Genomic DNA, 18,783 nt, shown 5'->3' on the forward strand with positions numbered 1-18,783 from the left:
GCCCATTGCGAAAGCGCATGGGAGGACGCCGGCCCCGGCGTCGGGTGAGGCAGAGCAGGCAAGGTACGGCGGGGAGGGGAACCCGGGTTGGTGTCAGGGTTCCCCTCCCCGCCGTAGGACGAAAGGCTGTTATCGGTAGGCGCTGTTTCAGCGCGCTTCTTCAGGCTTGGTGTGGTTCGCTCGCCGCCAAGAGGAGACCGCGACTGATCGCAACGCGGAGTACATCGCGCAAGGAACGGTTCAGTTCCTGAACCAGCCGTTGCAGGTCTTCCGAGACCACGTCCTGGTCGTCGAGCGTTTCGGAGGCTCGCTCCAGCAGCTCGGCGGCCGTGCCGAGTTGGACCGATTCGATGTTGTCCGCCAGGCGGGACATGAAGCCGTCCCGGTCGTCGGTGCTCAGGTAGCAGGGGTTTCCGCCGGGGCCCGACCACGGGAGGAGCCGCAGTTCGTCTTGTGCCGTCATCCTTGCGTCTGCCTCTCGTCGAGGACGTGGTGGGTGGTGAAGACCGCGTCGATGCGGTCACCTGGGAAGGCCAGCAGCGCGGCCTCGACAACACGTCCAGCGGAGTCGGTCGCGGTGCGTGTGATGGCGAGGACTGGCCCGGTGGAGCCGATCCGAAGGGCCGATGCCTCGTCCGGTGTCGCTGGACGGGCGCACACCGTCTCCCGGATGGCGGTCGGCGCAGGACCGAGAACGGCGAATCTCTTGACCTCTTCTCCGTGCGCGGATTCGTCGTCGAGCGCTCCGGCCGGCACCAGGTCGCGCGGGATGTAGATGCGGGCCAGCCCGTGCGGTGACGATTCCTCGAAGCTGAGGCATGAGACCTCGACGACGGGACTGCCCATGGGCACGTTGAGCAAGGCTGTGAGATGTCCGTGTGCTTGAACTGTGGTGGTGCGAACGGTGACACGCAGGGCTGCTTCGGCAGCGGTCCACGGGTCCAGGGTTCCCCAGCCGCCGACGTACATGATCTTGCGAAGGGGGCGGCGGACGAAGTTGCCCTTGCCGTGGATCTTCTCGACGAGGCCTTCCCCCTGGAGTGCGGCGAGGGCGCTCCGCAGGGTCAGGGTGCTGACCTTGTACCGGTCGGCCAAGTCGGCTTCGGACGGGAGGCGTTCACCAGGCTTCATGCGGCCGGTCGTGATCTGTTGCCGGAGGTTGTCGGCGATGTCGTGAGGGCGAGGGGGCACGGACCTGGTCACCGCCTTCTCAGCGACCGCACGGCGAGGAGCCGGGTGCGTGCGTGGATGGTCAGCAGCTCGCCCGACTCGAAGACCAGTTGCTTGGCACCTTGGGGGAGATGGAAGAGGTCTCTCACCCGGCTGGCACGACCACTGAGTTGGATGACGTCGCCGCGCTGCACGGTGGCCGCGGTGACCTCGACACTGCCGACCAGTGCGCTGCCGGGAGCCCATGCGCTCATCGCTCCACCTCCGAGAGAGGTGTTCGGTCGGCTGCCGGGTGGCATGGGCAGTCGCACACTTCGTAGATCACGGGAAGGTCGGCCGGGGTCGAAGCCGGGGAGAACTCCGCGCAGGCGGGGTGCGTGCCGATGCGGCAGGCGGTCGAGCGGTAGGGAACGGCCGGAGCGTCCGCGATGTGGAGATGTCGGCGAGACGGCCTTGAGGACATCGAGGGCATCAGTGGACCCCCGCGAGAGCCGGCCATGCATGGATCGGCAGGTGGGGAGCGACGACCACCGTGCGCGTGCGAGCGCGCTTCTCCCAGGCCAGCACGTACGGGCAGACGAGTGCGGCGTCTTCAGCCGCGAGCAGGTGGCGGTGGTCCCCGTCGTTGGAGCTCCGGCCCTCGATGGCCGTCAATGCTTCAACGGGGGCAGTAAAAGCGGCCGGTGCTTGGACGGCCGGTAAGGGGCGGCGGTGCCTGCCCTTTGCGGAGTGACGCGCCCTGGTGAGGGATGCGGCGCGGCGGATGCGGTTGAGCACGCTGGTCAGCTCCTATCGCTGATGGCCCGGTCCCCGGACATCGCCCGTCGCGGGGACCGTTCTGCGTACGACCGCCCAGAGGGTGCGGCCGTTCAAGCTGGTGGCGAGGAGCCCGAACCGATCGGCCTCGGCCACCACGTCCAGGACCTCCCGCCATGACGCGGCGGAGAGCCCGTCCGGCACCTCCGCCTCGACCGACGAGTGACGACGGTGTTCCTCCACTCGCGTGGGAAGCCCGAGGGCGGACAGCCGGGCGGCGATGGCCGCCGCGCTAACTCCCGAAGCGGGCACAGGACAGCCTCCGTCACCAGCGATCACTTTCAGTGAAGCTAGTTAACTAGATTAGGGCTAGTGGACTAGATTTTCCATATGCCTGAGCAGCCGCCCTATCTCCGCATCGCCGACGAACTCCGGCGCCGGATCGCGGAGCACGTATGGGAGCCGGGTGACCGTCTGCCCTCCCGCGCCCAGATCGGCCAGGAGTGCGGCGTGGGCGAGAACGTGGTGCGCCGGGCGCAGGAGCTGCTGATCTCCCAGGGGTTGTTGGAGGGGCGCGCCGGATCGGGTACGTATGTCGCCGAGCCCCGGCAGCGGGTGCGGGTGGTCCGGTCGGCGGCGCGGGAGCGGCGCGACGGGTCACCGTTCCGAGCCGACATGAGGGACATCGGCAGGGCGGGAGACTGGGAGAGCCGGACCGACGCCAAGGTGCCGGCGCCCGCAGACGTCGCCGCGCGGCTCGGGATCGCCGAGGGTGAGCTGTGCGTCCGGACCACGTACGAGTTCCTGGCGGACGGCAAGCCGGTGCAGCTCTCGACGAGCTGGGAGCCGTACGACCTCACCGCGGGCACGCTCGTCGTCCTCCCCGAGGGAGGCCCGCATGCCGGGGCCGGTGTCGTGAAGCGCATGGCCGCGATCGGTGTCACCATCAGCCACGCCGTGGAGCAGCCGGAGCCTCGGACGGCGACCGCTGAGGAGGCGTCACTGCTCGGCATCCAGAAGGCCGCGCTGGTCACTCACATCCGGCGGACGTACTACAGCGACGACGGACGGCCCGTCGAGACGGCGGACATCGTGGTGCCCGTCGCTCACTGCGAGATCGTCTACGAGATTCCGATCAATCGTTGATCGTCGGTGGAGGCGGGGGTGGTCGTGGGTGTTGATGCCCGGCGACCGCCCGCGACTCCTCTCCTTCTCCCGCCCGTGGCCGGTCAGAGGCCCCGTCCAAGATCATTCCTGGGCCGTCCCTGGGCCGTGCGAGGTCGACAGAAGCTGACAGGGGCCGCCCAGGGGTGACCGCCCCCACCCCTCTCTGGCCTGGGGCCCCGCAGATGATCTGCGACACTGGAAGGGTTATGCCGAAGCCCGGAGAACTCACCTTTGTCGCGCCGCGCGGAGCCAAGAAGCCGCCGCGGCACCTTGCCGATCTCACGCCCGCCGAGCGCAAAGAGGCGGTTGCCGCGATCGGTGAGAAGCCGTTTCGTGCCAAGCAGCTCTCGCAGCACTACTTCGCCCGGTACGCGCACGACCCCGCCGAGTGGACCGACATCCCGGCCGCCTCGCGCGGCAAGCTCCAGGAAGCGCTGCTTCCCGAGCTGATGACCGTCGTCCGGCATCTGTCGACCGACCAGGACACCACCCGCAAGACCCTGTGGCGGCTGTTCGACGGCACGCTCGTCGAGTCCGTCCTGATGCGCTACCCGGACCGGGTGACCATGTGCATCAGCTCGCAGGCCGGCTGCGGGATGAACTGCCCGTTCTGCGCCACCGGACAGGCCGGTCTCGACCGGAACCTGTCGACCGGCGAGATCGTGCACCAGATCGTCGACGGCATGCGGGCGCTGCGTGACGGCGAGATCCCGGGGGGGCCGGCGCGGCTGAGCAACATCGTCTTCATGGGGATGGGCGAGCCGCTCGCCAACTACAAGCGCGTCGTCGGGGCGATCCGGGCCCTCACCGACCCCGAGCCGGACGGGCTGGGGCTGTCGCAGCGCGGTATCACCGTCTCGACGGTCGGTCTCGTTCCCGCGATCAACCGGTTCGCCGACGAGGGCTTCAAGTGCCGGCTCGCGATCTCCCTGCATGCCCCCGACGACGAGCTGCGCGACACCCTCGTCCCCGTGAACACGCGGTGGAAGGTGCGCGAGGTGCTCGACGCGGGCTGGGGATACGCGGACACCTCCGGGCGCCGTCTGTCCATCGAGTACGCCCTGATCCGCGACATCAACGACCAGGCATGGCGGGGTGACCGGCTCGGGCGGATGCTCAAGGGCAAGCCCGTCCACGTCAACCTCATCCCGCTGAACCCGACCCCGGGCTCGAAATGGACCGCCTCGCGGCCCGAGGACGAGAAGGCGTTCGTCGAGGCGATCGCGGCCCACGGCGTCACGGTGACCGTCCGGGACACCCGTGGCCAGGAGATCGACGGAGCGTGCGGCCAGCTCGCCGCGACCGAGCGGTAGTCTGAAGCGAGTCGGTCCGTCTCGTCGTCCGGTATGTCGACGGGGCCGCGGACCGGCATCCACACCGTCCGACATCTTCATATTCCGACAGGGGAGCGCCACAGCGCTGAGAGTGCGGGCCAGACCGCAGACCCTCTGAACCTTGCCCAGGTCATTCTGGGTAGGAAGTTCGGTCATTACTCAAGCTGTTGCGCCCTGCCCGGGAACCGTCAGAGGTCCCGGGCAGGGCCGCGTCTCTTCCTGGTCACCCAGGAGGAATCAGTGAGCATCACCACCACCGCCGGCAGCGGCAGACGGTTCGCCGGCCTGGCCCTCGGGCTCGGCCTCGTCGCGCTGCCCGTCCTGTCCGCGTGCGGCTCGTCCGGCGCGGCGGACTCCGGCGACTCCAAGACCGTCACGCTCGTCAGCCACGACTCGTGGGCCGTGTCGAAGAACGTGCTCGCGGACTTCGAGAAGCAGTCCGGCTACAAGGTCCGCGTCCTCAAGGACGGCGACGCCGGGCAGGCCGTGAACAAGGCCGTCCTGACCAAGGACAACCCCCAGGGCGACGTCTTCTTCGGCGTCGACAACACCCTGCTCTCGCGGGCCCTCGGCAACGGGCTCTTCCAGCCGTACACGGCCAAGGGCGCGGACCAGGTCCTCCCGCAGTACCGGACCGACCAGGCCAAGCACCGGGTCACGCCCATCGACACCGGCGACATCTGCGTCAACTACGACAAGGCCTGGTTCGACCAGCACAAGATCGCGCCGCCGCGGTCCTTCGACGACCTGGTCAAGCCCGCTTACAAGAACCTCCTCGTCACCGAGAACGCCGCCACCTCCTCGCCCGGCCTCGGCTTCCTGCTCGGCTCCGCCGCGCACTACGGCGACGACAACTGGCAGGGCTACTGGAAGAAGCTCAAGGCCAACGGCGTGAAGGTCGTCGACGGCTGGGAGCAGGCCTACAACGAGGAGTTCTCGGGGTCGGCGGGCGGCAAGAAGGCCAAGGCCGACCGGCCGCTCGTGGTCTCGTACGCCTCCTCGCCGCCCGCCGAGGTCATCTACGGTGACCCGAAGCCCAAGACGGCCCCGACCGGCGTCGCGGACGGCACCTGCTTCCGGCAGGTCGAGTACGCGGGTCTGCTCAGCAACGCCAAGAACACCAAGGGCGGCAAGGCGTTCCTGGACTTCCTGCTCACCAAGGAGTTCCAGGAGGACATGCCGCTGAACATGTTCGTCTACCCGGTCCGTGAGGGCGCGCGGGTGCCGGCCGAGTTCACCCAGTACGGTCCGCAGGCCAAGGCGCCCGAGACCCTGACGCCCGCGAAGATCGCCGCCGACCGCGACCAGTGGGTCACGTCGTGGACCTCTCTCGTACTGAAGTGACCGACGCGGCCACGAGGACCGGCCGGCCGGCGACGGCCGGCGGTCCTGGGCGGGACGGTGACGGCCGCACCCCCCGGTCGACCCGCACCCCCCGGCCGACCCGGTCGACCCGGCGCACCCGCCGGACCCGCGGCGACCTGCGGCAGAACGCGGCCCGCTTCGCCCTGATGGCGCTGCCCGTCGCGTTCTTCGCCGTCTTCTTCGCCTACCCGGTCGCCGCGATCGTCTCGCGCGGGCTGCACGGGGACGGCGGCTGGCAGCTCGGCCGGATCTGGGACGTGGCGACCCGTTCCGACATCCGGCACGTGCTGTGGTTCACCACCTGGCAGGCGCTGGCCTCGACGGCGCTCACCCTGCTCGTCGCGCTCCCGGGCGCGTACGTCTTCGCGCGCTTCGACTTCCGGGGCAAACAGGTCCTCAGGGCTGTCGTGACGGTCCCCTTCGTCCTGCCGACCGTGGTCGTCGGTACGGCCTTCCTCGCGCTGGTCGGGCGGGGCGGGCTGCTCGACGACCTGTGGGGCGTGCGGCTGGACACCACGGTCTGGGCGATCCTGCTCGCGCACGTCTTCTTCAACTACGCCGTGGTCGTACGGACCGTCGGCGGGCTCTGGTCGCAGCTCGACCCGCGTCAGGAGGAGGCCGCGCGGGTGCTCGGGGCCTCGCGCCTCGCGGCCTGGCGCCGGGTGACCCTGCCCGCGCTCGGGCCCGCCGTGGCCGCCGCCGCCCTCATGGTCTTCCTCTTCACCTTCACCTCGTTCGGTGTGGTGCAGATCCTCGGCGGCCCCACCTTCTCGACCCTGGAGGTCGAGATCTACCGGCAGACCTCCGAGATCTTCGACCTCGCCACCGCCGCGGTGCTCACCATCGTGCAGTTCCTGGCCGTCGGCGCGATCCTCGCCGTGCACGCGGCGACCGTCCGGCGGCGGGAGACCGCCCTGCGCCTGGTCGCCCCGGACACCACCGCGCGCCGGCCGCGCGGCACCGGACAGTGGGCGCTCCTCGCCGGAGTCCTGGTGAGCATCGCCGTCCTGCTCGTGCTGCCGCTCGCGGTCCTCGTCCAGCGGTCCCTCGACGCCCCGGGACTCGGCTACTACCGGGCCCTGACCCACGACAACTCGGGGGTCTTCCTCGTCGCCCCGATCGAGGCCGTCGGCAACTCGCTGGAGTACGCGCTCGCCGCCACCGCCATCGCCGTGACCGTCGGCGGTCTGGCCGCCGTCGCCCTCACCCGGCGGGCCGGCCGGCTGATGCGGGGCTTCGACGCGCTGCTGATGCTCCCGCTCGGCGTCTCCGCGGTGACCGTCGGCTTCGGGTTCCTGATCGCCCTGGACGAGCCGCCGCTCGATCTGCGGGCGAGCTGGATCCTGGTGCCGCTGGCGCAGGCGCTGGTCGGCGTCCCCTTCGTCGTACGGACCATGCTGCCGGTGCTGCGCGCGGTGGACGGGCGGCTGCGGGAGGCCGCGGCCGTGCTCGGGGCGTCGCCGTGGCGGGTGTGGCGCGAGGTCGACCTGCCGATGGTGCGGCGGGCCCTGCTGATCGCGGCCGGATTCGCCTTCGCCGTCTCCCTCGGGGAGTTCGGGGCGACCGTCTTCATCGCCCGGCCCGACAACCCGACGCTGCCGGTCGCCGTGGCCCGGCTGCTCGGGCGCGCGGGCGAGCTCAACTACGGCCAGGCCATGGCCCTTTCGACGATCCTGATGGTGGTGTGCGCGGTGTCGCTGCTGCTGCTGGAGCGGGTACGGACCGACGGGACCGGGGAGTTCTAGATGCTGCTGAGCCTTGAGGGCGCGACCGTACGCTTCGGCGGCCGGGCCGTGCTCGACGCCGTCGACCTCGATGTCACCGAGCACGAGATCGTGTGCGTGCTCGGGCCGAGCGGCAGCGGCAAGTCCACGCTGCTGCGGACGGTGGCCGGACTACAGCCGCTGGACGCGGGCCGGGTGGTGCTGGACGGACGGGACCAGGCGGGCGTCCCCGCGCACAAGCGGGGCGTGGGCCTGATGTTCCAGGACCACCAGCTGTTCCCGCAGCGGGACGTCGGCGGCAACGTCGCCTTCGGGCTGCGGATGCAGGGCACGCCGCGCGGCGGACAGTCGGCGCGGGTGGACGAGCTGCTGGACCTCGTCGGACTGCCCGGGGCCAGGGGCCGCGCCGTCGCCTCGCTCTCCGGCGGCGAGCAGCAGCGTGTGGCGCTGGCCCGGGCCCTGGCGCCCCGCCCCCGGCTGCTGATGCTCGACGAACCGCTCGGCCAGCTGGACCGCTCGCTGCGCGAACGACTCGTCGTCGAGCTGCGGGAACTCTTCGGGGAACTGGGGACGACGGTGCTCGCCGTCACGCACGACCAGGGCGAGGCATTCGCGCTCGCCGACCGGGTCGTGGTGATGCGCGACGGGCGCATCGCCCAGTCCGGCACACCGCTGGAGGTCTGGCAGCGGCCCGCGGACGCCTTCGTGGCCCGCTTCCTCGGCTTCGACAACGTGGTGGAGGCGACGGTGGGCGCCACCACGGCCGACACCCCCTGGGGCCCGGTCCCGGTGCCCGGAGGTTCCGCCCAGGGGCCCGGCACGCTCCTGGTCCGGCCCGCCGGGGTGCGGCTGAGCGCCGCGGGGGAGGGGCTGCGCTGCACGGTGGCCGCCCGCACCTTCCGGGGCACCCACGTCGCCGTACAGCTCCAGCCGGAGGGGGCGCCCCGGCTGGAGGCGGCGTGCGCGCTGCGGGACGCGCCGGAGCCGGGGGACGTGGTCGGGGTGCGCTTCGACGCCGCCGAGGTCGTCGTCCTCGGGGCTCCGGATCCTTTCTCGGCGCTCGGGGCGCGGGCCGTCGTGAAGGACCCGGTGGCCGGCTGAGCGCGCCCTGCCCGGACAGCCGTGTGGCCCGCCCCCTCGACGGGGGCGGGCCACAGGCTTCGTCCGGACGGACCGTGGGTCAGCCGGTCTTCGAGGCGCCGCGGCGGCGCATGCCGAAGAAGACCGCTCCGCCACCGACGAGGACGAACGCACCGGCGATGCCGGCGATCATCGGGGTGTTGGAGTTCGCACCGGTCTCGGCGAGGTTGGACTCACCGGCGGCGGCGGACGGCTGGTTGTCGCCCGGGGTGGCCGGAGCGGCGCTGCTCTCCGAGTCGGAGGGGCTCGCCGAGTCCGAGGGGGTGTCCGAGGGGGCGGACTCCGAGGGCTCGGGGCTCGTCGACGGGGACGGGGACTCCGACTTCGTGGAGCAGGCCTCGTCCTTCGTCACCAGGTTCGGCGAGATGTCCTTGTCCACGATGTTCGGGACGCTCACGTGGATGCGGTACTCGGCCTTGGGCGCCCAGTCCTCCGAGAAGGAGATGGTGGCGCCGTCCTTGCTGCCGGTGACCTTCTGGGCGGTGCCGACCTGGCGCGCGTCGGCGCCGTTCGACTCCAGGAAGACCGTGACGGTGGCCTCCTTGGCGGAGGCGTCGATGTCGGTCACGGTGATGATGCCCTTCCCGTTGCCGTCACAGGTGGCGGCGGCCGAGAAGTCCTTGATGCTGCAAGCGAGTGCGTTGCCGGCGACGCCGAGCGCGAGCGCGGCAGAGGCGGAGGCAACGCCGAGGATTCGCACGGAACGTGCGGTGCGTCGAGATATGGACACGATTGCCCTTCACAGGTTGCGCAACTGCGGGGGGTGTTGGGGGATTTGCTGTGAATCATTCCAGCAACAGGGCCCCCAGCGGTTTCACAGGTTTATAAGTGCGGCCTAAGGGCTGTCAATGTGTAGGCCCCGCCTCGGGGTTGGCTTTGCCGAGTCGTTAACCTCCCAGGTGTTTGAGCGCCTGCGGAGCGTCATCAACGCCCTCGACGAGGGCGATCCGGGCCTCCATCGCCCGGTCCCGGGCCAGCGACTTGAGCAGCTCCCAGGCCGGATACCGCTCGGTCCAGTGCGCCCGGTCCACCAGGACCATGGGGGTCGGTTCGCCCCTGGAGCCGTAGAAGTTGGGCGTCGCGTTGTCGAAGATCTCCTGTACGGTCCCGGCGGCGCCCGGCAGGAAGACGACTCCCGCGTTCGAGCGGGACAGCAGCCCGTCCTCGCGGGTCGCGTTGGCAAAGTACTTGGCGATGTGCGCGGCGAACGCGTTGGGCGGCTCGTGGCCGTAGAACCAGGTCGGGACCCCGACCGAGGGTCCGCCCGAGGGCCAGCGCTCGCGCACCTCGAAGGCGGCGCGCGCCCAGTCGGTGACGGACGGGGTGAAGGAGGGGGCGGCGGCCAGCACGCGCAGCGCCTCGTCGAGCATGCCGTCGTCGAACGGGGCCGCGTACGCGCCGAGGTTCGCCGCCTCCATGGCGCCGGGGCCGCCGCCGGTGGCGACCACGAGACCGGAACGGGCCAGGGTGCGGCCGAGCCGCGCGGCCCCGGCGTAGGCCTCCGTGCCGCGTTCCATCTGGTGACCGCCCATCACGCCCACCACCCGGGCGCCGGCGAGGAGTTCGTCGAGGGCGTCCGAGACGGAGTCGTCGTGCAGCGCGCGGACCGCCGAGGCGAATATGTCGCCGTCGGCCCGGGTTTGCCGGAACCAGGCGTACGCGCGGGCGTCGGGCGTCGACTCGTACCCCGCGTCGAGCGAGGCGAACAGCTCGTCGGGGGAGTAGAGACGGCCGCGGTACGGGTCGAGGGGGAGGCCGGGTACGGGCGGGAAGACGAGGGCGCCCGAGAGCCGGACCCGCGTCTCCGCCTCCGGCTCCATCGGGCAGCCGAGGAACACGGCGCCCGCCGTCTCCGCGGACCGCAGCTCCCGCGTACGGCCTGTCAGATCGACGGCCTGGACCCGGAATCCGGCGAGCGAACCGCCCGCCGAGACGGCCTCGTCGAACTCGTCGAGGGATTCGATCTCATGGTCGTGGGACACGCGAAGAGGAGTCATGGACACGCCGCCATGCTAGGGGCTGCCGCCCGGGGAACCAGGGTCCGGGCGACCGGCGCCGACATCTCACCCCCGGCCCGCGGCATCCTGCTCCGAGTCCGAGTCCGAGTCCGGCACCCGACCCTGGCATCCGACTCCGGCACCCGGCACCGAACCCGCACCCGGCACCGAACCGGCACTCGCCATCGCACCGGCACCCGGCTGCGACACCGGCACCCGGCTCCGGCGCCGCCACACCTGACTCCGACTCCGGCGCCTGACTCTGATTCCGACTCCGACACCGGGATCCGACTCCAGGACCCGGGCCGGAGTGCCGGGGTATGCGGAGGGGCCGGTGCGCGGACCCCCGTGCCGCGCTCCGGCCCCGTCCGGTCGGTGCGGTTCAGCCCTGGACCGCCGCCGGGTCCATCCACATGACCTCCCAGGTGTGGCCGTCCAGGTCGTCGAAGGCGCGGCCGTACATGAAGCCCTGGTCCTGTGTCTCGCCGGTTCCCGAACCGCCCGCCGCGATGGCGGCGTCGACCAGCTCGTCGACCTTCTCGCGGCTCTCGGCGCTCAGACACAGCAGCACCTCGCTGGTCTTCGTCGCGTCCGCGATCTCCTTCTTGGTGAAGTCCGCGTAGCGCGGCTTGCTCAGCAGCATCGCGATGATCGTGTCGCTGATCACCACACAGGCGCAGTCGTCCGTGGAGAACTGGGGGTTGATCCCGTAGCCGAGCTCCGTGAAGAACCTGCGCGAGGCGGCGACGTCGGACACGGGCAGGTTCACGAAGATCATCTGCTGGTACATACGAGGTTCTCCCGTCGGTGTGGTGCGGTTCGCAGGGGTAGACCGGGGACCCGTGCGGAAGTCATCGGCCGGGCGCGGGATTTCTCCCGGGGAATCGCGCCCGGCCGGTCCCCGGGCCGGTCAGCCGATCAGCGGCAGCGCGGCCAGTTCGGCGACCGCCCAGGTCAGCGGCGCGAACGCGGCGAACAGCGCCCCCGTCCGCAGCGCCGCCGCACCGCGCAGCATCGATGCGGGCGCCCCCAGCCGCAGCAGGGCCGCCGTGGTGTCGGCACGGGCCTGCTTCGCCTCCACCGCCGCCGTCGCCAGCGTCAGCAGCGTGCACCCGGCCACCAGCAGTGCGCCGAGCGTGGTCAGCGGACCGAACGCGGGCCGGGCGCCGGTGTACAGCGCCGTCACGGCGAAGGCGCCCGACGCCACCGCGCACACCACTCCGAGCGGCTGCCCGATGCGCCGCGCCTCCGCCTGCAGCGCCCGCCCGGCCAGCAGCCGCAGCGCGCCGGGACGGACCGCCTGGAGCAGCCATCCGCACAGATACGTGATCGCGGGCCCGGCGATGGCCAGTCCGACCGCCGTCAGCACCCAGCCGAGGAGCACCCCGGCCGGTCCGCCGACGAACCCGCCGGGCAGCGCGAGCGCGGGCGCGGGTCCCGAGCGGCTCGCGTACGTCTCCACGGCCAGCCCCGCGGCCAGCGTGGCCGCGCCCCAGGGGAGCCCGTTCGGGCAGGTCTGCGGGGCCGTCGGCCGACGGGAGCCGGCCTCGGTGGCCCGGCGCAGTTCCGGACGGGTCCAGGGGACGGACGCGCCCTCGTACGCCAGAGCCGGCCCCTCGCCCGTGTAGGGGACGTCCATGAACGCGTACGACGGGTTCGGCCCGGTCCAGTCCGCCGGACCCTCCTCGGCTGCGGGCCGCCGGACCTCCCCGGTGGCGTACGCCTCGGCGGTCCAGTGGAAATCGGGGCCGGCGCCGCCGTCCGGTCCGGGGGTGCCCGGGTCGGCCGTCGGCAGGACGGCGCCACCGGTGCCGGCGGCGTCCCGGAACCCGTCACCCGTCCCGGTCACGGTGAGCCCCTCGGCGCCCTGGGCCGCGGAGACCGCGGACCCGGCCGGAACACCGGCCGCGGGCCGTCCGCCGAGAGCGGCTGCCCCGGGAGCGCTCGCGGCCGCCTTCTGCCGCGCCGAGAGCCAGGTCCGGCCGTACGACCACGTCCCGCGCGCCTGCCCCTTGCCCCGTGGGCGCAGGGCGAGGGCGGCGGAAGCGGAGGCGGCGGCCGGCACCAGCGCGAGCAGGGTCAGGGCCGCGGGCAGCGGCAGGGACTGGCCGGAGGCGAGGAAGTCCGTCGCCGACCCGCCGGACTGGACGCCGGTCAGGTCGCCCCGCAGCTGGAGGAAGAGGGCGAGGGCGAGCAGCGATCCGAGGAGGGTGGACAGGGCGGTGGTGGCGGCGGAGAGCGCCATCAGCCGACCAGGACCGAGCCCGATGGCGGACAGGCCGGGCCGGGGCCGGGTGGCGGGGTCGGTACGGGCCACCGCGACGGCGAAGTAGACCGTGGCGGCGAGGGGGGCGACGCACCAGGCCAGGCGCAGCGCGCCGGAGGTCGAGGCGTCCGGATGGCTCATCGCGTACCCCATGGTGCACAGCAGCAGGAACCCGGTGCCCGCGGAGGCGGCGGCGACCAGGAGCCGGCGGAGCTGGACGAGGGGACCCGCAGCGCGGGCTAGACGGAGAGCGAGCACGCGGCCCGGCCTTCCGCCTCGGCGACCGGGGGCAGATGGACGGTGTTCACGCGCCGTCCGTCGAGCAGGGACACCGTGCGGTCGGCGAGGGCCGTGGCGGCGGGGTCCTGGGTGGCCAGCACGACGGTGATGCCGTGCGAGCGGGCCGCCGAGGTGAGGGTGCGCAGCACGTGGGCCTGGTCGGCGCGGTGCAGCGGCGCGGTCGGCTCGTCGGCGAACAGCACGGAGGGGGCGGGGGCGATGGCGCGGGCGACGGCCACGCGCTGCCGCTCGGACTGGAGCAGGCGGTGCGGGCGCTTGCGGGCGCAGTCGCCGATGTCCAGCCGCGTCAGCCACTCCAGGGCGGCGGTCTTGGCGTCCCGGCGGGTCCAGCCGCGCAGCATCAGGGGCAGGGCGGTGTTCTCCCAGGCGTTCAGTTCGGGGATCAGCGTCGGGACGGGGTCGATCCAGCCGAACCGGTCCCGGCGCAGCCGCTCGCGGGTGAGCCGGCCCATGGTGTGCACGGGCGTGCTGTTGAACCAGACCTCGCCCCGCTGCGGCAGGAGCTGGCCGGACAGGCAGTGCAGGAGGGTCGTCTTGCCGCTGCCGCGCGGGCCGCCGACGGCGAGGATCTCGCCCTCACGGACACCGAGCGAGACTCCGCTGAGCGCGGGCGAGCCGTTGTGCTCGACGTGCAGGGCGCGAGCCCAGAGCACGTCGTTGTCGGGCGGGGCCACCATCGCGTACACCTCGTTCGGATCTGATGTGCCGAGCCGGGCGTCCTCCTCGAGGGCGCTCGTTCCCCCGGACGGGGGAACGAAGGCAGGGCCGATCGGTTACAGGGCACGCTAAGGAGTCGGGGCCCGGCGGCCGGACAGCACGCGGCCCCGGGCCGCCCATTCTCACTCGAACGGGCGCCACCGGGGCCGGTGTTGGTCAGCCGTACGGAAGACCGGCCCGCCCGGGGGAGGGGGCGGGGCCGGGTGCACGGCACGGGATCAGAGCTTGGTCCACGCCTCCGTCAGGACCTGACGGATGATCTCCTCGATCTCGTCGAAGGTCGACTGGTCCGAGATCAGCGGCGGGGACAGCTGGATGACCGGGTCACCGCGGTCGTCGGCGCGGCAGTAGAGGCCGTACTCGAAGAGCTTCTTGGAGACGAAGCCGTAGAGCACGCGCTCCGACTCCTCGTCCGTGAAGGACTCCTTGGTGGCCTTGTCCTTGACGAGCTCGATGCCGTAGAAGAAGCCGTTGCCGCGGACGTCGCCGACGATGGGCAGGTCGTGCAGCTTCTGCAGGGTCTTGAGGAAGTTGCCCTCGTTGTCCAGCACGTGCTGGTTGAGGCCCTCACGCTCGAACAGGTCGAGGTTGGCGAGACCCACGGCCGCGGAGACCGGGTGGCCGCCGAAGGTGTAGCCGTGCAGGAACGTGTTGTCGCCCTTGTAGAACGGCTCGGCGATGCGGTCGGAGACGATGCACGCGCCGATCGGGGAGTAGCCCGAGGTCATGCCCTTGGCGCAGGTGATCATGTCCGGGACGTAGCCGAACTTGTCGCAGGCGAACGTGGTGCCGAGGCGGCCGAAGGCGCAGATGACCTCGTCCGACACGAGCAGTACGTCGTACTGGTCGCAGATCTCGCGCACGCGCTGGAAGTAGCCGGGCGGGGGCGGGAAGCAGCCGCCGGCGTTCTGCACGGGCTCCAGGAAGACCGCGGCGACCGTCTCCGGACCCTCGAAGAGGATCTGCTGCTCGATCTGGTCGGCGGCCCAGCGGCCGAAGGCCTCCGGGTCGTCGCCGAAGAGCGGGGCGCGGTAGATGTTGGTGTTCGGCACCTTGTGCGCGCCGGGGACGAGCGGCTCGAAGGGGGCCTTCAGGGCGGGCAGGCCGGTGATCGACAGGGCGCCCTGCGGGGTGCCGTGGTAGGCGACCGCGCGGGAGATGACCTTGTACTTGGTCGGCTTGCCCTGGAGCTTGAAGTACTGCTTGGCGAGCTTCCAGGCGGTCTCGACCGCCTCACCGCCGCCGGTGGTGAAGAAGACCTTGTTCAGGTCGCCCGGCGCGTGGTGGGCGAGGCGCTCGGCGAGCTCCACGGCCTTGGGGTGCGCGTAGGACCACACGGGGAAGAAGGCCAGCTCGGCGGCCTGCTTGGCGGCCACCTCGGCCAGCTCCCGGCGGCCGTGGCCGGCCTGGACCACGAACAGGCCCGCGAGACCGTCGAGGTAGCGCTTGCCCTTGTCGTCGAAGATGTAGGTGCCCTCACCACGGACGATGGTGGGAACGGGCGCGTTCTCGTACGAGGACATGCGGGTGAAGTGCATCCACAGGTGGTCGTACGCGGTCTTGCTGAGGTCCTTGGTGCTCACGGCTATCGGGTTCCCCACATGTAGGTCTGCTTCTTGAGCTTCAGGTAGACGAAGCTCTCGGTGGAGCGCACCCCGGGCAGGGCCCGGATGCGTTTGTTGATGACGTCCAGCAGGTGGTCGTCGTCCTCGCAGACGATCTCGGCGAGGATGTCGAACGAGCCCGCGGTCATCACCACGTACTCGACTTCCGACATGGCCGTCAGCGCTTCTGCCACCGGGTCGAGGTCGCCCTCGACGGTGACGCCGACCATCGCCTGCCGACGGAATCCCACGGTGAGCGGGTCCGTGACGGCGACGATCTGCATGACGCCCTGGTCGAGCAGTTTCTGGACTCGCTGGCGCACGGCGGCCTCGGAGAGGCCCACGGCCTTGCCGATCGCGGCGTACGGGCGGCGTCCGTCCTGTTGGAGCTGCTCGATGATGGCGAGGGAGACGGCGTCCAACTGGGGACTTCCGTTCCTGGACTCGCGGGAGTCCCTGGGTTCCGCGCTTCGACTGGCCACGACCCCACTGTGCACGACGTCTCGACAGTTCCGCAAGGCTCGGGCGATGAAATTCGTTGTTTGAAGCTTCATGTCTTGCGGATTTCGCAGCCATGGGCCGTACGGGGGTGTTGAAAACGTGGAGCCACGGATTAGGGTGGGCACTCAGGCATCTCAGGTAGTGGACACCTGGGTCGTTGGACATCCGACAGGAGGGCCGGGCAGTGAGCACCGAGCTGCGTCGTCTGCGCAATTACATCGGCGGAGAGTTCCGCGATGCCGCCGATGGACGGACCACGGAGGTGGTCAACCCCGCGACCGGCGAGGCGTACGCGACCGCGCCGCTCTCCGGCCAGGCCGACGTGGACGCCGCGATGGAGGCCGCCGCCGCGGCCTTCCCGGCGTGGCGGGACAAGACCCCCGCCGAGCGCCAGAAGGCCCTTCTGAAGATCGCGGACGCGTTCGAGGAGCGCGCCGAGGAATTGATCGCGGCCGAGGTGGAGAACACCGGCAAGCCGATCGGTCTGACCCGGTCCGAGGAAATCCCGCCGATGGTCGACCAGATCCGCTTCTTCGCGGGTGCCGCCCGCATGCTCGAGGGCCGCTCGGCCGGCGAGTACATGGAGGGCATGACCTCGATCGTCCGTCGCGAGCCCGTCGGCGTCTGCGCCCAGGTCGCGCCGTGGAACTACCCGATGATGATGGCCGTGTGGAAGTTCGCCCCGGCCCTCGCCGCGGGCAACACGGTCGTCCTGAAGCCCTCGGACACCACGCCGGCCTCCACCGTGCTGATCGCCGACATCCTCGGCGGCATCCTGCCCAAGGGCGTCTTCAACGTCGTCTGCGGCGACCGCGACACCGGCCGCGCGATGGTCGAGCACCCCACCCCGGCCATGGCGTCCATCACCGGCTCCGTCCGCGCGGGCATCTCCGTCGCCGAGTCGGCGTCCAAGGACGTCAAGCGGGTCCACCTGGAGCTCGGCGGCAAGGCCCCCGTCGTCGTCTTCGAGGACACCGACATCGCCAAGGCCGTCGAGGACATCTCGGTCGCGGGCTTCTTCAACGCCGGCCAGGACTGCACGGCCGCCACCCGCGTCCTCGTCCAGGAATCCATCCACGACGAGTTCGTCGCCGCGCTCGCCAAGGCCGCCTCCGAGACCAAGACCGGGCAGCCGGACGACGAGGACGTGCTCTACGGCCCGCTGAACAACCCCAACCAGCTCAAGCAGGTCGCCGGCTTCATCGAGCGGCTGCCCGCGCACGCCAAGGTCGAGGCGGGCGGCCAGCAGGTCGGTGACAAGGGCTACTTCTACGCCCCGACCGTCGTCTCCGGCCTCAAGCAGGACGACGAGATCATCCAGAACGAGGTCTTCGGCCCGGTCATCACCGTCCAGTCCTTCTCGGACGAGGCGCAGGCCGTCGAGTGGGCCAACGGCGTCGACTACGCGCTGGCCTCCTCGGTCTGGACGAAGGACCACGGCCGTGCGATGCGGCTCTCCCGCTCCCTCGACTTCGGCTGCGTGTGGATCAACACCCACATCCCGCTGGTCGCCGAGATGCCCCACGGCGGCTTCAAGAAGTCCGGCTACGGCAAGGACCTGTCGGGCTACGGCTTCGAGGACTACACGCGCATCAAGCACGTCATGACGTCGCTGGACGGCTGAGCGGCCGCGCGCCTGCTCGTGTGAACCACGTGGCCCCGGACGGGATCGATCCCGTCCGGGGCCACGCCGTTCCCCCTTCGTGCCCGGTCAGGCGCTCTCGGTCACCCTGGAGAGCGTCGGCTCGTCGGGCGCGCCCGGCTTCCCCTTCTCCGTGTGGAACCCGGGCAGGTCGTCGGAGCCGCCGATCGAGCCGCCCACGGAGCTTCCGCCGGATCCGGTGCCGGGCTTTCCGGGCTTGCCCGGAACGGGCAGCGGGGGCAGGCCGCCTTTCGACGAGATCGTGATGCCGGCCTTCTTCAGGATCGGCGCGCAGGCCTTCAGCGCGGCCCGGTAGCTCCTGGAGTCGGGGTCGAATCCCTTGGCCGCCCCGACCCGCACGCCGAATTGGATCCGGCCGTGCTTGTCCTTCGAGGCGTGGAAGGCCGGGAAGACCTTCTGGCCGTGATCGCGCATACAGGCCGCGAACGCGTCGTCGGCGGTGTTCACGTCCCCGGGAGCCTGGGCCGTGGGGCGGTACCCGACCGCGCCGGGGAGTCCGGCGGGGGGCAGGCCGCCCTTCGGGGGCTTGCCGGTCGTCGAGTGCTTCGTGATCAGGGCCGACGCGGCGGTCCCGGTCGCCGGGGCGGACCTGTCGGACGCCGAGGCGGCCGAGGCGGCCGAGGCGCTGACGGTCCCGAGCGTGGCCGCCGAGATCAGGGCGACGGCCAGGGCGATGCGTCGTGGCCGTGTGGCCTGTGCGGGCATGGGCTTCCTCCATGGGCGGGCGGCGGTGCCGCCGGTTCGTGGGAACGGCGCGGGACGGTGCGCCCCGCCGTGCGGGTCCGCGTGGTGGCTCGACGCGTCCCGCGGCGACGCGCACCGGTGGGATCCGCCGTGCCGGGAAGCGGCGTGGCGGTCCGTGCGCCGTCGTGCTGTACTCAAGACAAGCCCGGGGGCGGTTACGGCACGGGAACGACGGCCTTTATCGCGAACCGACAGAGGGGACGGGCAAGGGCGGGAGCGCGGGGGCGCGGGGACCGGGGTGGACGTACGGGGTTCTGTGCCCGGGGGTGTGGTGGGAGGCGGGGGCCCGGGCGGAGCTGCTGGGGGCGTGCGGTGCCGGGGGGTGGGAGAGGGTG

19 protein-coding genes are annotated in these 18,783 nt (G+C 71.4%); 6 read left to right on the forward strand and 13 right to left on the reverse strand.

Features of this window, described 5'->3' with window-relative positions:
* Nucleotides 1–160 precede the first annotated feature (160 nt).
* From IO36_RS32495 to IO36_RS32515, 5 genes are all read right to left on the reverse strand, one after another.
* Nucleotides 161–463, reverse strand: coding sequence for a hypothetical protein (locus tag IO36_RS32495; RefSeq protein WP_037625151.1), 303 nt, complete (start codon nt 461–463; stop codon nt 161–163).
* Nucleotides 460–1,203, reverse strand: a complete 744-nt coding sequence (locus IO36_RS32500) for a GntR family transcriptional regulator (RefSeq protein ID WP_037625153.1) — start codon at nt 1,201–1,203, stop codon at nt 460–462. Before IO36_RS32500 ends, IO36_RS32495 begins: the two co-directional genes overlap by 4 nt.
* Nucleotides 1,200–1,424 carry a hypothetical protein gene (locus IO36_RS46345; protein WP_037625155.1) on the reverse strand — a complete coding sequence of 75 codons (225 nt, stop codon included), beginning with the start codon at nt 1,422–1,424 and terminating at the stop codon, nt 1,200–1,202. The genes IO36_RS32500 and IO36_RS46345 overlap by 4 nt, the downstream gene beginning before the upstream one ends.
* 217 nt (nt 1,425–1,641) lie before the next feature.
* Nucleotides 1,642–1,824: a hypothetical protein gene (locus tag IO36_RS48550; RefSeq protein ID WP_245173563.1), complete on the reverse strand. Its 183-nt coding sequence runs from the start codon at nt 1,822–1,824 to the stop codon at nt 1,642–1,644.
* A 135-nt stretch (nt 1,825–1,959) separates the two neighbouring features.
* Entirely contained in the window at nt 1,960–2,238 is a 279-nt protein-coding gene (locus IO36_RS32515) for a hypothetical protein (RefSeq protein WP_037625159.1), read from the reverse strand.
* A 78-nt stretch (nt 2,239–2,316) separates the two neighbouring features.
* Between IO36_RS32515 and IO36_RS32520 the strand changes: the two genes are divergently transcribed.
* The 5 genes from IO36_RS32520 (at nt 2,317) to IO36_RS32540 (ending at nt 8,617) form a co-directional block, all read left to right on the forward strand.
* Entirely contained in the window at nt 2,317–3,072 is a 756-nt protein-coding gene (locus tag IO36_RS32520; protein ID WP_037625161.1) for a GntR family transcriptional regulator, read from the forward strand.
* Between the two features lie 227 nt (nt 3,073–3,299).
* On the forward strand, nt 3,300–4,406 hold the full coding sequence (gene rlmN / locus IO36_RS32525; protein WP_037625163.1) for a dual-specificity RNA methyltransferase RlmN: 1,107 nt from the start codon (nt 3,300–3,302) through the stop codon (nt 4,404–4,406).
* A 261-nt stretch (nt 4,407–4,667) separates the two neighbouring features.
* A complete protein-coding gene (locus IO36_RS32530; RefSeq protein ID WP_051901105.1) occupies nt 4,668–5,771 on the forward strand; it encodes a thiamine ABC transporter substrate-binding protein in 1,104 nt (367 codons plus the stop codon).
* A gap of 167 nt (nt 5,772–5,938) precedes the next feature.
* Entirely contained in the window at nt 5,939–7,537 is a 1,599-nt protein-coding gene (locus tag IO36_RS32535; RefSeq protein ID WP_037625194.1) for an ABC transporter permease, read from the forward strand.
* The gene (locus IO36_RS32540; RefSeq protein ID WP_051901106.1) at nt 7,538–8,617 is read left to right on the forward strand and encodes an ABC transporter ATP-binding protein; all 1,080 of its coding nucleotides are present in this window, start codon (nt 7,538–7,540) and stop codon (nt 8,615–8,617) included.
* Nucleotides 8,618–8,696: 79 nt separating this feature from the next.
* Here IO36_RS32540 and IO36_RS32545 read toward each other — a convergent pair whose 3' ends face one another.
* From IO36_RS32545 to IO36_RS32575, 7 genes are all read right to left on the reverse strand, one after another.
* Nucleotides 8,697–9,356, reverse strand: a complete 660-nt coding sequence (locus IO36_RS32545) for an LAETG motif-containing sortase-dependent surface protein (protein WP_037625165.1) — start codon at nt 9,354–9,356, stop codon at nt 8,697–8,699.
* 187 nt (nt 9,357–9,543) lie between these two features.
* Nucleotides 9,544–10,653, reverse strand: a complete 1,110-nt coding sequence (locus IO36_RS32550; RefSeq protein WP_037625198.1) for an LOG family protein — start codon at nt 10,651–10,653, stop codon at nt 9,544–9,546.
* 382 nt (nt 10,654–11,035) lie between these two features.
* Nucleotides 11,036–11,443: a VOC family protein gene (locus tag IO36_RS32555; RefSeq protein ID WP_037625166.1), complete on the reverse strand. Its 408-nt coding sequence runs from the start codon at nt 11,441–11,443 to the stop codon at nt 11,036–11,038.
* 120 nt (nt 11,444–11,563) lie between these two features.
* A complete protein-coding gene (locus IO36_RS32560) occupies nt 11,564–13,177 on the reverse strand; it encodes a membrane protein (RefSeq protein ID WP_037625168.1) in 1,614 nt (537 codons plus the stop codon).
* On the reverse strand, nt 13,159–13,896 hold the full coding sequence (locus IO36_RS32565) for an ABC transporter ATP-binding protein (protein WP_037625200.1): 738 nt from the start codon (nt 13,894–13,896) through the stop codon (nt 13,159–13,161). The genes IO36_RS32560 and IO36_RS32565 overlap by 19 nt, the downstream gene beginning before the upstream one ends.
* Nucleotides 13,897–14,154: 258 nt before the next feature.
* Nucleotides 14,155–15,537, reverse strand: a complete 1,383-nt coding sequence (locus IO36_RS32570; protein WP_209441300.1) for an aspartate aminotransferase family protein — start codon at nt 15,535–15,537, stop codon at nt 14,155–14,157.
* Nucleotides 15,522–16,037, reverse strand: coding sequence for an Lrp/AsnC family transcriptional regulator (locus IO36_RS32575; protein ID WP_037625172.1), 516 nt, complete (start codon nt 16,035–16,037; stop codon nt 15,522–15,524). Before IO36_RS32575 ends, IO36_RS32570 begins: the two co-directional genes overlap by 16 nt.
* Before the next feature lie 188 nt (nt 16,038–16,225).
* On the opposite strand from IO36_RS32575, the gene IO36_RS32580 reads away from it, so the two are divergent.
* A complete protein-coding gene (locus IO36_RS32580) occupies nt 16,226–17,665 on the forward strand; it encodes a gamma-aminobutyraldehyde dehydrogenase (protein ID WP_037625174.1) in 1,440 nt (479 codons plus the stop codon).
* Nucleotides 17,666–17,752: 87 nt separating this feature from the next.
* Here the strand turns inward: IO36_RS32580 and IO36_RS32585 are convergent, their stop codons facing one another.
* On the reverse strand, nt 17,753–18,409 hold the full coding sequence (locus IO36_RS32585) for a hypothetical protein (protein WP_051901107.1): 657 nt from the start codon (nt 18,407–18,409) through the stop codon (nt 17,753–17,755).
* Between the last annotated feature and the right edge of the window lie 374 nt (nt 18,410–18,783).

The organism is Streptomyces aureus, from assembly GCF_000725495.1.
GTDB lineage: Bacteria > Actinomycetota > Actinomycetes > Streptomycetales > Streptomycetaceae > Streptomyces > Streptomyces aureus_B.

Bases quoted from the DNA above. Each gene is read 5' to 3' on its own strand.
- IO36_RS32495 (WP_037625151.1), bottom strand. From the start codon at position 463: ATGACGGCACAAGACGAACTGCGGCTCCTCCCGTGGTCGGGCCCCGGC.
- IO36_RS46345 (WP_037625155.1), bottom strand. From the start codon at position 1,424: ATGAGCGCATGGGCTCCCGGCAGCGCACTGGTCGGCAGTGTCGAGGTC.
- IO36_RS32520 (WP_037625161.1), top strand. From the start codon at position 2,317: ATGCCTGAGCAGCCGCCCTATCTCCGCATCGCCGACGAACTCCGGCGC.
- rlmN (WP_037625163.1), top strand. From the start codon at position 3,300: ATGCCGAAGCCCGGAGAACTCACCTTTGTCGCGCCGCGCGGAGCCAAG.
- IO36_RS32535 (WP_037625194.1), top strand. From the start codon at position 5,939: ATGGCGCTGCCCGTCGCGTTCTTCGCCGTCTTCTTCGCCTACCCGGTC.
- IO36_RS32540 (WP_051901106.1), top strand. From the start codon at position 7,538: ATGCTGCTGAGCCTTGAGGGCGCGACCGTACGCTTCGGCGGCCGGGCC.
- IO36_RS32550 (WP_037625198.1), bottom strand. From the start codon at position 10,653: ATGACTCCTCTTCGCGTGTCCCACGACCATGAGATCGAATCCCTCGAC.
- IO36_RS32555 (WP_037625166.1), bottom strand. From the start codon at position 11,443: ATGTACCAGCAGATGATCTTCGTGAACCTGCCCGTGTCCGACGTCGCC.
- IO36_RS32565 (WP_037625200.1), bottom strand. From the start codon at position 13,896: ATGGTGGCCCCGCCCGACAACGACGTGCTCTGGGCTCGCGCCCTGCAC.
- IO36_RS32585 (WP_051901107.1), bottom strand. From the start codon at position 18,409: ATGCCCGCACAGGCCACACGGCCACGACGCATCGCCCTGGCCGTCGCC.